Genomic DNA, 12,833 nt, shown 5'->3' with positions numbered 1-12,833 from the left:
GTTTTTACCTATTCTACCTTTTTTTAAGCTAGATGTTGACCTTAATAGTGAAAATTAAAAAATCTCAATACCTTAACCTTTAGATCTTAACCTTAAGCCATCAGTTAAGGGCTGTTAGTGCCTTGATCTGCTTTGAGGTAGTTTTATTTGGCAGATTATATCTGGGTTTTATCTAGGTTTGCGCCTTTTGTATTAGTTGCAAAATGTTGATCTTGCATTAAAGTGGGCTGGATTTCTAAAAACTGTCGACACTTGTCGGTGAGTTTGTTAGCAATAAAGCAAAGAGTTTTTATCTTTATTAGCTATTGCAGGCAGATGTCGACAAAATAATAATACCCACAGAGGTGAGAGTGATGAGTTATAAAGCTGAATTTGAGCGTTCGATTAACCAGCCTGAAGATTTTTGGCGTGAGCAAGCCGATAAATTACCTTGGCATAAAAAACCTACCCAAATACTGGGCAAAGATGACCAAGGGACTGACCGTTGGTTTGTGGATGGTGAGTTAAACATTAGCTACTGTGCTTTGGATTACCACGTTGAAAATGGCCGTGCTGACCAAACGGCAGTTATTTATGACTCACCCGTTACTAAAACTAAGTCTAAACTGACTTACCGTGAAATGCGTGATCAGGTTGCTAAGTTTGCTGGTGCTTTGCGTGGCCTTGGTGTTGAAAAGGGTGACAGGGTACTTATTTATATGCCTATGGTGCCTGAAGCTCTAGTCGCTATGTATGCTTGTGCGCGTTTAGGTGCTGTTCACTCAGTTGTTTTTGGTGGCTTTGCACCCACAGAACTGGCTGTACGCATTGATGATGCTCAGCCTAAAGTGATAGTTTCAACCTCTTGCGGTATTGAAGTAGAAAAAGTAATTCCTTACAAAGGTTTGTTAGATGATGCTATAGACCAAGCAACGCACAAACCAAATCACTGTGTTGTTCTACAGCGTCCACAGCACACTTGTGAACTGATTGCAGGTCGTGACCTTGACTGGAATGACCTAATGGCTGCTGCAGAACCTGCAGATCCAGTGAATGTTAAAGCAACAGACCCTCTTTATATTCTTTACACCTCGGGTACTACGGGTAAACCTAAGGGTGTAGTACGTGATACGGGTGGTTATGCGGTTGTGCTTAAGTACAGCATGAAAACCATCTATGACATGGACCCAGGTGAAGTATTTATGGCTGCGTCTGACGTGGGCTGGGTTGTAGGTCATTCTTATATTGTTTACGCACCGCTATTAGCGGGCTGCACCACTATTGTTTATGAAGGTAAACCCGTTAAAACGCCAGATGCTGGTGCTTTCTGGCGTTTAATTGATGAATACAAAATTAAGTCTTTCTTTACTGCACCTACGGCTTTCCGTGCGGTTAAAAAAGAAGACCCTGAAGGCAAACTGCTAGCCAACTATGATATTTCTAGTTTGAAAATCATGTTCTTGGCAGGTGAGCGTTTAGATCCACCTACCTATCACTGGTTAAATGAATTGCTACCTGTGCCCGTTATTGACCATTGGTGGCAAACAGAAACAGGCTGGCCGATTGCAGGGAATATGATGGGATTAGAGCCAGCTAAACCTAAAGCGGGTTCTGCTACCTACCCAACACCTGGTTATAACGTGATGATTTTAGATGGTCAGGGCGAAAAAGCAGCACCAGACGAAGAAGGTAGCGTGGTTGTTAAATTGCCTTTACCACCTGGCTGCCTAACCACAGTTTGGGGCGACCATGACCGTTATAAGAGCTCTTACATGAATGCTTACCCTGGTTACTATGAAACAGGTGACGGCGGTAAAATTGATAAAGACGGTTACCTTTTCATTATGGGTCGTACTGATGACGTTATTAACGTTGCTGGTCACCGTTTATCTACGGGTGAAATGGAAGAAATTGTTGCTAATCACCCAGCGGTTGCCGAGTGTGCAGTTATTGGCGTAGCTGATGAGCTGCGTGGTCAGCTACCAGTTGGCTTGGTTATTACCAAAGATGGCTGGGATGGCGATGCTGATAAGCTACAGTCAGAACTAGTCGCTATGGTGCGCAAAGATATTGGTGCCATTGCTTGTTACCGTCAAACATTAATTGTTGATCGCTTGCCTAAGACTCGTTCGGGTAAAATTCTACGTAATGTTTTAAGAAATATCGCTGATGGTAAAGACTATGTTGTACCTTCAACTATTGACGATATGTCGAGCATTACTGAAGTAGAAGATGCAATCAAAACTAAGCTAACAACGGCTTAATCGCTGGGGTTAGTGGTAATAAAATAAGCAAGGCGTTTGTTTAGCTAGGGGTTATACTAGTTGGCAAACGACTTGCTTTTGTTTTTGAGCTGGTTTTTTATTCATTCAGGGTTCCCTCGCCCCCTGCTAAAAAAAAGGTAGCTAGTATGTTGTCTCTTTCTGCTGTTCAATTCCGTCGTGCTTTATTCTGGCTGGCTTTAGCGCATATTATTATTATCGCTGCTAGTAATTATCTAGTGCAGTTTCCTTTTGAAGCTTTAGGCTTCCATAACACTTGGGGGGCGTTTACCTTCCCATTTATTTTTTTAGCAACTGACTTAACTGTTAGGGTGCTAGGTAAGCACTTAGCCAGACGCGTTATTTTTATGGTGATGTTCCCAGCTTTGCTGGTTTCTTACCTAGTGTCTGTGGTTTTTGCCGAAGGACAGTTTGCAGGTTTAGCAGGCTTGTATGAACTCAACCCTTTTGTAGCTCGTATTGCTTTGGCTAGTTTTATGGCCTATGCATTAGGTCAGTTTTTAGATATTAAAATTTTTGATCGTTTGCGAGAAATTAAACACTGGTGGGTAGCACCCGCAGCTTCAACCTTTTTAGGTAATGCTTTAGATACCCTAGTATTTTTTACCATAGCTTTTTATGCCAGTAGCGATACTTATATGGCTTTGCATTGGCCTGAAATAGCTTTCATGGACTATAGTTTTAAACTCTTAGTGAGTTTGCTTTTCTTCTTGCCTGCTTATGGGTTGGTGTTGGCTTGGCTACAAAAGCGCTTGCTGAGTGTTAAAGCAAAGCTAGCTGAAGTTTAATTAGCCATTAGGTAGTAGATGTTGGCATAATCATCAGAAGAAATTTTTGTAAGCAAGGAGCCTAGTATGAGTATTTTGGCGCATCAGCGTAATGGCCAAGGCCAGCCGCTGGTTGTAGTGCATGGTTTATTTGGTAGTGCCAGTAATTGGCGTAATGTTGCATTAAAACTGGAAGATGATTTGGCTGTTTGGGGTGTGGATTTACGCAACCATGGTAATAGCTTTCATCGCTCAGGTATGGATTACGCCCAACAGGCTAAAGATTTGCTTAACTGGTTAGATAACGCTGGGTTAGATAAGGTTTCCTTGTTGGGGCATTCTATGGGCGGCAAGGTAGTGATGGAATTTGCTTTACGTTACCCTAGCCGTGTAGAAAAACTGATTATTGTCGACATAGCACCTATTAAATATGAGGCTAGCCATAATGAAATTATTGCTAGCTTGATAGCATTAAAAGCACAGGAACCCTGGCATGAAAGACGTCAGGCAGACCGCTTACTCAATGAGTATTTAGGTGAAGAAGCTATTCAAACTCGCTTATTCTTACTCACCAACCTGCGTCGTACATCTGATGGTTTACGCTTGCGGGTGGGCATAGAAGAAATAAAAGAGGGCTATGCTTCTATTTTAGATGCACCTGAGTCGATTGCTGAAGGCAAGACTTTTGCTGGGCCTACGTTAGTTATTCGCGGAACTCGTTCTGATTATGTGCCGGATAGTTCTTTACCCATATTTAAGCAGACTTTTCCTGAGTATCAGCTAGTCGATCTTGATGGTGGCCATTGGCTACATGCTGAACAAACCGATGCTTTTGCCGCAGCGGTAAAAGATTTTATTGGTTAATTAGCTAGGTTTAGATGCACAAGATACAGTATTGAAGGAGCAGGCTTTGTCACGAATTTTGCCTTTTGATTGGTCTTCACTTTTGGCTGAGCAGCCTTTACTGCCTGTTTGGGCAAAAGTTGACCCACTGGCTGCACCTAAGTTAGCCGAAAGCTTACTGGGTGCTGGCTACAAGGTGCTAGAAGTAACCCTTAGGCAAGAACAAAGCTGTGCTGCTTTAGAAGCCTTGCAAGCATCTGGGCTTATTTTGGTAGCTGGAAGTTTGCGTCACCCTGACCAATTGGCGCGTTTACAAACCCTAGGCATTCGCTGGGCTGTTTCCCCTGGCTGGTGTCCTGTTTTAGCTGAAGCAGCTCAGCAGTCGGGTATAGCTTTATTGCCAGGCATCAGTACGCCTGGCGAAGCGATGCAAGCCAGCAGAATGGGCTATCAGCAGGTTAAGCTATTTCCTGCAAAAGCATTAGGTGGCCCTGCTTATTTGCAGGCTATTGCAGCCCCTTTACCTGAGATGACCTTTGTAGCCACAGGTGGGGTAAGCGAACAAAACATGGCTGAATGGTTTGCTTTGCCCCAAATTGCAGCAGTGGGTGGTAGTTGGATGTTACCTGAAGCTTTAATTCAGCAGCAGGCTTGGGAAACGCTAGCTAGCTTAGCACAAGCTTCACTTGAGGCTGCTAAAGCACTAGGGAGGCAAAGCTTACAACAAGGACTAGAACAAGGAGAGGAGCGTTGATTTACGCTAAGGACAATGATGACTTTAAAGCTAGACGCTTAAAAGCAGTAACCTATGATTTAAATTCAGGTGCTGCAGTATTAGCCCGTAAAGCTTTAGAAGATATGATTGACTATGCTGATAGCTGTCAGGTTGAGACAACTGCTGAGCTCTTAATCGAATTAAAGGACTTAGCTGAACAACTAATTGCAGCGCGACCTAGTCGTCTAGTGGTGGGCAACTTATTGCGTTATTGGTTAAATAGCTTACCTGATCTGCCCGATGATTTAGACCGTGCAAGAGGTAGGGCAGGTGCGCATGCAGAAGAAGTGATTGACCTACTTCAAGCAGCGCAAAATGAAGTGGTTGCTAGGTGCTTGGAAGAAATTCAACCAGGCATGACGCTTATGACTCATTCTAGTAGTTCTAATGTTATGGCCTTATTTAGAGCTTGCCATCTAGCTAACTTAAATGTTCAAGCCATAATTACTGAGTCTCGACCAGGTATGGAGGGGCGCAAATTAGCCCGTTATTTAAACAAGCTTGAAATACCTTGTCAGTTTATAACAGAAGCACAAATGGCTCATTTTGTCGTTCAGGCCGACAAAGTAGTGTTAGGGAGTGATAGCGTACTGCGTGATGGCTCGCTGATAACAAAAGCAGGTAGCTACTTGCTAGCACTAGCAGCAAAAGATTCGGGTATTCCCGTATGGGTTTTAGCAGAAGGGTTTAAACATGCCTTGGTGCTTCCCGAAGATGCAGTACTGGAAGAAGTGGATCCAGAAGAACTTCAGCTAGAGACTATGCCTCATGTGGAAGTGCGAAATGTTTACTTTGATTTGATTCCCGCACGTTTAGTGACTGCTTGGGTCGATGAAGAAAGAGTGGCCGTTACTTTTCGGTCTTTGGCAGAAGCACGGCCTGAAACACTTCCAACTGTTCAATAAAAGTTTAGAGCTTATTTAAGCTATAACTCCTTATCCTATTCATTATTTATACCGTTATCTTAGTGTCTTGCTAAGACTTAATAATCTCTGGTTGTTTATTTGGGAAACAAATATTTGCGCAAATATTTGCACAGATTTATATTTGTGCAAATCTGTTTGCTTTTATCTGTCTAAGCTTTACACTCTAAGTCACAGCTTAAAAAATTCATAAGAGTGATTGTTGTGGCCCCTAGAACCCTTGAAGAGTTAAAGCGTAAATTACAAAAACTTAATTCCCCTACAAGTGACTTGAAGCTGGGTAAGCGTGCTTTAGCTGCGCTAACTCAAATGATGGATAACCCTGAAAAAGTAGCAGTGACAAGTATTTCCTTGTTGGCTGAGGAGGCAGGGGTCAATGCTTCTACCCTTAGCCGCTTAGTGCGCAAGTTGGGTTTTGCAAGTTTTGCTGAGTTTCAACTGGTGTTTCGTAAGCACCTAGCCCGCTCTAGTCGTACCAGTTTCTACAGTGATCTTGCAGGGCGCTTTGTAGATGAAGAAAGTGACGGTGGAGCCAGTTTGGCACCCGCTTCCCTTGCATTAATGACTCAGGTAGCAGAAGAAGAGACAGATAATATTGCTCAAATGTTATCTAGCCTAGATGTGGATGCTTTAGAAAAAACCGTTAACTTATTAGCTAAGGCTCCTAGGGTGAGGGTATATGGCCTGCGCCAAGCTAATACGGTAGCTAATTTTTTTACCTATGCTTTAGGTTTGCTTCGTCCAGATGTCAGCTTACTAGGCAACCCTCACCACGGGGTTGCGCATGGCCTAAATGAGCTAACCCAAGAAGATGTTGTGGTTGTTATTGGTGCTGCACCTTATACCCGCGCAACCATTGCTGCTGCACGTATTGCAGCTAACCATGGAATGCAGGTGATTGCCATTACCGATTCTCACGGCTCCCCACTCGCAACTGAAGCAACCTTAAGTTTTATTGCCCCCACTAGCAGTACTTGGTACAGCAATTCTATGGCTGCGTTTTTAGTGTTCATTGAAGGCTTAATGGCCATGATGGCAGGCCGTTTAGGTCGTCGGGGTTTGGCTAGCTTAAAGCAGCATGAACAGTTAATTGATGAGGTGAGTCATGAGTTATAAGTCAGAATTTGGTGATGCAATAGATGCTGCGAGTCAGCCAGTGCTAAAGGAATTAAAAGATGGCGTTTTATGGGTCACACTTAATCGACCAGAGCGCCTGAATGCGGTTAGTAAACCTATGTATGACGAGCTCTGTTGTTTATTAGATGAAGCTGAAACTGATCCTCAAGTAAGAGTGGTTGTATTAACAGGTGCTGGTCGTGCTTTTTGTGTGGGTGCAGATATGAAAGCTCATGGTGCAGGTACCCGCACCCCTTATGAGCGCCGTGAATACCTGCGTGGTGAGCAGGAAGTGTGTCGGCGTTTATTTAACCTTACTAAACCGGTTATTTCAGCAGTTAATGGCTATGCCTTAGGTGCAGGTGCAGAGTTAGCTTTAGCAGCAGATTTTATGCTAATGCGTGATACAGCCCAGTGGGGCTTACCCGAAACAGGTTTAGGCGCCTTTATTGGTGGTGGCATCTCTTGGTTGTTGCCTGCGCGCCTTGGTTTAGCTAAAGCTAAAGAATTGGTTTTATTGGGTGAGCGTTTAAATGGCTCGCAAGCCGTGGCTAATGGCTTAGCGCAACGGTGTTTTGTTGCTGAATCTGAACAAGATTTTCAGAAGCAGGTGCAAGATTTTGCTTTGCAGTTAGCTTCTAAAGCACCTGTTTCTGTGGCTTTGGCTATACAGCAGCTTAATTCAGCCGGACAAAGAAGCTTTGATGATGCCTTAATTGCAGAATTGGAAGGCATGATGTTTTGTTCAACAACGCAAGATTGGCAAGAGGGCGTTGATGCCTTTGCCGAAAAGCGTAAACCAAAATTTATTGGCCAGTAGAGGTAGGTATGAGCTTGCTATCGAGTTTTTATCCAAATGCTTTAATGGTTGTAGGTGCCTCAGCTGATCCAACTAAACGAGGGTTCCAATCTATACGCTCCTTATTGCGTGATGGTTTTGCTGGTGATATTTATCCAGTTAATCCGCGTTTAAACGAGCTTTTAGGCTTAACCTGTTATGCCTCAATTGAAGAGGTTCCAGCTAATCCTGAACTGGCATTAGTCTGTACGCCAGCTGCCAGTTTGTTAGATGTGATTCAAAGCTGTGGTTTAAAAGGTGTTAAAACCAGCATAGTGCTTGCCAGTGGTTTTGCTGAGGCGGGTGAAGAAGGTCAAGCCCTGCAAAGCAAAGCAGTGGCTTTGGCTAAACGTTTTAATATGCGCTTGGTTGGACCAAACACCTCGGGAGTATTCAATACGCATGCAAAAATGAACCTGGTTGGTTTTACGCATTTAACTGCTGGGCCTTTAGGTATTTTATCTCAGTCGGGCAATATGGCTTTATCTTTAGTAACCGAAGGCTCAACTCAGCTTCATTCAGGTTTTAGTAGCTATGTTGGTATAGGTAATGCCGCAGATTTAGATTTTCATGAGTACCTTGATTACTTTGCCTCAGATAAAGGTACTGGAGCACTGATTACCTATATGGAAGGTTTAACCGATGGGCAGGCTTTTTTAAAGGCAGCTAGGTCTTTTACGGCTAATAAACCCTTGGTTTTGTACAAATCGGGTAAATCAGAATCTGGGCAGCGGTCTGCTAAATCACATACGGGTGCTTTAGCAGGGAGTTACCAGGTAGCTAAGGGTGTAATGCGCCAAGCGGGTGTGGTGCTGGTTGATCAACCAGACCATCTTTTACCTGTTGCAGAAGCTTTAGCTACTCAGCCGTTACCTGCTGGGCGAAGAGTAGCAGTCTTGGCTGATGGTGGGGGTCATGCCACCATTGCAGCAGATGAGTTGGATGCCTTGGGCTTACCCCTAGCTGAATTATCCGCAAGCACCCAAGCTGCTTTGAAAGCACTACTCCCTAAGGGTGCAGCAGTGAGTAACCCAATAGATGTGGCTGGCGGCACGGATAGCAACCCAATGAATTTTGCGCATTGCATAGAACTACTATTAGCAGACCCAAGTGTAGACCAACTGCTATTAGTCGGTTTGTTTGGTGGTTATGCATTGCGCTTTGATGCGAGCTTGGCAGAAGCAGAAGTTAACACTGCAACTGCTATAGCTAAACTGGCTAAAGCGAGTGGCAAGCCTGTATTGGTGCATAGCTTATTTGCTTTAAATAAGCCGGCACCTTTACAAGAATTGGTTGAGGAGGGTACCCCAGTTTATGCCAGCATAGAGACTGCCTGTGCTTCTCTTAAAGCCTTGGTTGATTATGCAGAATACCGTAAACGTATCAGTGATGACGACTGGTTAACCGGACGGGGTGAACCTAGCTTGAGGGTTGAGCGTTTAGTGCAAAAAGTTAGGGCTGAAGGTCGCACAGCTTTGTTGGAGCCAGAAGCAAAACAGCTGGTGAGTGCTTTCGAGGTTGCTCTACCAGAGCAGCACTGGTTAACCCACTCTAAAGAGCTGGATAGTTTGCCTGACGAATTACTCGCCCAGCCTCTAGCAATGAAAGTTGTCTCACAAGACATTCTGCATAAGTCAGATGCAGGTGGAGTGCTGCTCAACAAGCAAGGCTTAAACGCCTTAAAAGCTGGCTGGCAAAAGCTTTATGCTAACGCTTTGCACTTTGCACCAGAAGCACGTTTAGATGGCGTCTTGCTGAGTCCTATGGCTGACCCTAAAGGAACAGAGGTTATTCTAGGGGTGACTTACGATAAGCAATACGGTCATTTACTAATGTTTGGTCTGGGCGGTATTTTTGTTGAAGTCTTAAAAGATGTGGTTTTCCGTAGTTTGCCCTTAGCGCGTTCTGATGCTTGGGATATGCTAGCAGGTATTCAAGCGGTAAAAGTACTCGAAGGTGTTCGTGGTCAGCCTCCGGTTGATAAAGGTGCTTTAGTAGAACTCTTGTTAAAAATTTCTGCTTTAGTAACGGCTCACCCAGAAATAGCTGAATTAGACCTTAATCCTGTACGCTGTTTTCGCGATGGCTATGCAGTATTGGATGCTCGCATGGTATTGTTTTCAGCCGCCGCCAATAAATCACCTCAGCAAGATAAACGACCAAAGCAGCCGCAAGCTGCACTAGTGCACTAATGAGTATTCATAGTTTGTTAATCTGCCCAGGGAAGGGCGGGAAGGTAGTTTTCTGGCGATACCGCTTGGCCCGCTTCACGTAATTCAAAATAAATGCCTGGTTTGTCTATTTGGCGTTGTTTACCTGCAGAGCAAACCGGGTGACGACCAGAAAGGTAGTCGTCTTGCTCTACAAAAAGTGCATGGCAATAGGCGTAGATAGATTGCTGTTCATTCTTATGCTTTATAACAATCACTCTACCAAAGCTACGCATCTGTCCTGCAAAAATTACTTTTCCTGGTGCAATCGGGAAAATCTCTTCTCGCTTGCTGGTTTCTAGTGCTAAACCTTGGTGAAGCCCCCAGCGTTGCCAAGAAAAATTGATTCTTACATTAGGCTGGGCAACAGGCCAGCGATACTTGTGTTGGTGGCGCTCTATAACAGGGATAATAATGCGTTGACCAATACGCAGTTTTTCTGGCTTTAATGTTGGGTTAGCCTGTAAAAGACTGATTAATGCCAAATGAAAGTGTTGAGCTAAAGCACCAAAAGTATCGCCTGATTGGATACGGTAATAATAAGGGCCACTTTTAGGCACATCTTTATTATTTTCCGGGATACGTAATTGACGTTGGCTGCTGGGTGGGTTTTGCTGACTGCGAGGATTAAAACGTCTTAAAACGGCCTCTTCAAGATTAAATTTAGCAGCTATGTCAGCAAAGCTTTCTTGTCCTGAAGGCTGGTAAAAGGCTTGGTGTCCGGGTGGTTCAGGCAGATTTAAGCGGCTTTTAGAGCTGCAGCCAATAAGCAGTAATGCTAGGCACAGGAGGGTTAGCCAGCCGTAGCTTGTTCGCCTGTTAAATTTCAGCACATCCAGCACCTGAAAAGGTTAAGTAAAGCCTTTAGTCTAAACAGCATCTAGAGCTAATAAAACCCTTTTTTAAATAAAGTTGCTTAGGAATTTGTGTAGAGGTGGTAAAAATGGCTAGAATGCGAAGTTCATTCATCTACTACAGGGTTTACCTATGCAAGTTGCAGCCAATAAGGTCGTCGCTATTCATTACACTTTAACGAATGGTGAGGGTCAGGTTCTTGATTCATCTCAGGGCGGCAACCCACTTTTTTATCTGCATGGTCACAACAATATTATTCCAGGTTTAGAGAAACAGTTGGAAGGTTGTAGTGTCGGTGATGATTTTGAGGTGGCTGTTGAGCCAGCCGAAGGTTACGGCGAGCGTGATGATAACCTTAAACAACAGGTTCCGCGTGAAGCTTTTCAGGGTGTAGAAAGCATTGAGCCGGGTATGCAGTTTCAAACTGAAGGGCCTGGTGGCGCTATGGTGGTGACAGTAACTGAAGTTGAAGAAGCAACGGTTACCATTGATGCTAATCACCCACTAGCAGGTGTAGCACTTAACTTTAAAGGCAACGTTGAATCTGTACGCGATGCACGTGAAGAAGAAGTTGAGCATGGTCATCCACATGAAGGCGATATGGCTGATCACTAAGATTAAGCTTTAGCTTAATTTACCAGTGTCTTAACCCCTTACCGCTATAAAAGGCAGTAAGGGGTTTTTGTTTGTTTGGAAAAAAATGCTGCTCAAAATTTGATCTCTTGGTATTAATTGTCTAATCTAGTACTAAGATTAAAAAGCTGAGGTGCAATTATGATTGAATCTAACATTAACAATGTGGCGGCGGCAGCAACACGTCAGGATGTGCGTAGTGTACAAGGTCAGCGAGAAGCTAATACAGCCGAAGTAACAGAGCAAGCTTCTAGTAATCCTATGGCAAGTAGTGGTGTTGAAACTGCAGATTCTTCTGTTACTGCTGTTTCAAGTCAGCCAGCAGGTGTGGTTACTCGCCTAGGTGAAACAACCGAGCAGGTGCCTCTTTATGAAGCTAATCGTCCAACGGGTAGCATTATTCGTCCTGCCATTGAAGTGGCTGAGAATGCTCGTCAAACACCAACAACTGAAGATGTGAATGAGCAAGTGGCTCAACAGCGTCAAGACTTAGATGAAACTTTGGTTGTGCAAGGTCGTCCATCCACCGTTGCAGCTAGCCAAGACACTAGCTTTAATGATATGCAGAAGTTGGTTTAGAAAGCGACTTAACTTCAAAAACTTAAACAATTTAAGCTCAATAAGTTGTTAGAAAGATATTAGCCCTGCCAGTGCAGGGCTTTTTATTGCTTTAAAAAATGAGTGACTAAACTGGTGCTTGGATATTGGAACCCGTTATAAGAAACTCAAGTAAAGCTTTTTGAGCATGGAGGCGGTTACCAGCTTCTTGCCAAACAACTGAGCGAGGATCATCTAGCATATCTTCACTAATTTCTTCACCTCGATGCGCAGGTAGGCAATGCATAAAAAGTGCATCTTTAGCTGCATAATCCATTAAAGCTGGAGACACCTGGTAGGGTGCAAAGTCGCGCTCTCGCTTTGCTTGCTCTTCTTCTTGCCCCATAGAGGCCCATACATCGGTTACAACGAGTTGCACACCCTCTACGGCAGCTTTAGGGTCACTGACTAGCGTTACTCTATCGGCGTGATCTTCTAGTAACTGTGTATCTGGCTGATAACCTTCAGGCCCACAAATTCTTAACTGAAAATCGAACTGACGAGCTGCTTTCATGTAGGAGTTGCACATATTGTTACCATCGCCTACCCAGGTGACAGTTTTGCCTTGCAGGCTACCGCGGCACTCTACAAAGGTTTGTACATCGGCGAGCAGCTGACAAGGGTGGTAATCATCGGTTAATGCATTGATAACAGGCACACTTGAATAAGCAGCCAATGTTTCAACATCTTGGTGTGAGAAGGTTCGCACCATAATGGCATCAACCATTTCAGACAGTACGCGTGCGGTATCTTCAAGTGGTTCGCCACGGCCTAGCTGGCTATCTCTAGGCGATAAAAAGATAGAACCACCACCTAGTTGAATCATGCCTGCTTCAAAAGATACACGGGTACGGGTAGAGGATTTCTCAAAAATCATGGCTAATACACGATTTTTTAAGGTTTCATCAATTATGCCTTCTTTGTGTCGACGCTTAAGTAAGATGGCGCGTTGAATAAGGCGTTCTAATTCTTGTGGTGATAGATCAGTCAGGGTTAAAAAGTGTCTGACGCTCAT

The 12,833-nt window shown here is 44.0% G+C and carries 12 protein-coding genes; 10 read left to right on the top strand and 2 right to left on the bottom strand.

The features are described 5' to 3' along the window. Positions 1-353: 353 nt before the first annotated feature. The 8 genes from BP27_RS0103865 to BP27_RS15125 all read left to right on the top strand — a co-directional run bounded on the left by BP27_RS0103865 (position 354) and on the right by BP27_RS15125 (position 9,715). Positions 354-2,243, top strand: a complete 1,890-nt coding sequence (locus BP27_RS0103865; RefSeq protein ID WP_027850426.1) for a propionyl-CoA synthetase — start codon at positions 354-356, stop codon at positions 2,241-2,243. Between the two features lie 146 nt (positions 2,244-2,389). Next, the gene (locus BP27_RS0103860; RefSeq protein WP_027850425.1) at positions 2,390-3,049 is read left to right on the top strand and encodes a 7-cyano-7-deazaguanine/7-aminomethyl-7-deazaguanine transporter; all 660 of its coding nucleotides are present in this window, start codon (positions 2,390-2,392) and stop codon (positions 3,047-3,049) included. Positions 3,050-3,115: 66 nt separating this feature from the next. Further along, positions 3,116-3,892, top strand: a complete 777-nt coding sequence (locus BP27_RS0103855) for an alpha/beta fold hydrolase (protein WP_027850424.1) — start codon at positions 3,116-3,118, stop codon at positions 3,890-3,892. Positions 3,893-3,938: 46 nt separating this feature from the next. Beyond that, positions 3,939-4,625 carry a bifunctional 4-hydroxy-2-oxoglutarate aldolase/2-dehydro-3-deoxy-phosphogluconate aldolase gene (locus BP27_RS15130; protein WP_051610264.1) on the top strand — a complete coding sequence of 229 codons (687 nt, stop codon included), beginning with the start codon at positions 3,939-3,941 and terminating at the stop codon, positions 4,623-4,625. Next, entirely contained in the window at positions 4,622-5,551 is a 930-nt protein-coding gene (locus BP27_RS0103845) for an eIF2B alpha/beta/delta subunit family protein (RefSeq protein ID WP_027850423.1), read from the top strand. The genes BP27_RS15130 and BP27_RS0103845 overlap by 4 nt, the downstream gene beginning before the upstream one ends. 222 nt (positions 5,552-5,773) lie before the next feature. After that, positions 5,774-6,685, top strand: a complete 912-nt coding sequence (locus BP27_RS0103840; RefSeq protein ID WP_051610262.1) for a MurR/RpiR family transcriptional regulator — start codon at positions 5,774-5,776, stop codon at positions 6,683-6,685. Further along, positions 6,675-7,505, top strand: a complete 831-nt coding sequence (locus BP27_RS0103835; RefSeq protein ID WP_051610260.1) for an enoyl-CoA hydratase/isomerase family protein — start codon at positions 6,675-6,677, stop codon at positions 7,503-7,505. The genes BP27_RS0103840 and BP27_RS0103835 overlap by 11 nt, the downstream gene beginning before the upstream one ends. 8 nt (positions 7,506-7,513) lie before the next feature. Beyond that, the gene (locus BP27_RS15125; RefSeq protein ID WP_084324499.1) at positions 7,514-9,715 is read left to right on the top strand and encodes an acetate--CoA ligase family protein; all 2,202 of its coding nucleotides are present in this window, start codon (positions 7,514-7,516) and stop codon (positions 9,713-9,715) included. A gap of 17 nt (positions 9,716-9,732) precedes the next feature. Here the strand turns inward: BP27_RS15125 and BP27_RS0103825 are convergent, their stop codons facing one another. Then, entirely contained in the window at positions 9,733-10,566 is an 834-nt protein-coding gene (locus BP27_RS0103825) for a peptidoglycan DD-metalloendopeptidase family protein (RefSeq protein WP_027850420.1), read from the bottom strand. Positions 10,567-10,720: 154 nt separating this feature from the next. Between BP27_RS0103825 and BP27_RS0103820 the strand changes: the two genes are divergently transcribed. Further along, the gene (locus BP27_RS0103820) at positions 10,721-11,203 is read left to right on the top strand and encodes an FKBP-type peptidyl-prolyl cis-trans isomerase (RefSeq protein ID WP_027850419.1); all 483 of its coding nucleotides are present in this window, start codon (positions 10,721-10,723) and stop codon (positions 11,201-11,203) included. 159 nt (positions 11,204-11,362) lie between these two features. Then, on the top strand, positions 11,363-11,800 hold the full coding sequence (locus BP27_RS0103815; RefSeq protein WP_027850418.1) for a hypothetical protein: 438 nt from the start codon (positions 11,363-11,365) through the stop codon (positions 11,798-11,800). Positions 11,801-11,906: 106 nt separating this feature from the next. On the opposite strand, the gene argF is transcribed toward BP27_RS0103815, so the two are convergent. After that, a complete protein-coding gene (gene argF, locus BP27_RS0103810; protein WP_027850417.1) occupies positions 11,907-12,833 on the bottom strand; it encodes an ornithine carbamoyltransferase in 927 nt (308 codons plus the stop codon).

This window comes from Marinospirillum insulare DSM 21763 (assembly GCF_000686905.1).
GTDB classification, from domain to species: domain Bacteria; phylum Pseudomonadota; class Gammaproteobacteria; order Pseudomonadales; family Halomonadaceae; genus Marinospirillum; species Marinospirillum insulare.
Note: the sequence above shows the minus strand (reverse complement) of the source record. Positions and strands in the feature narration are given on the sequence as shown.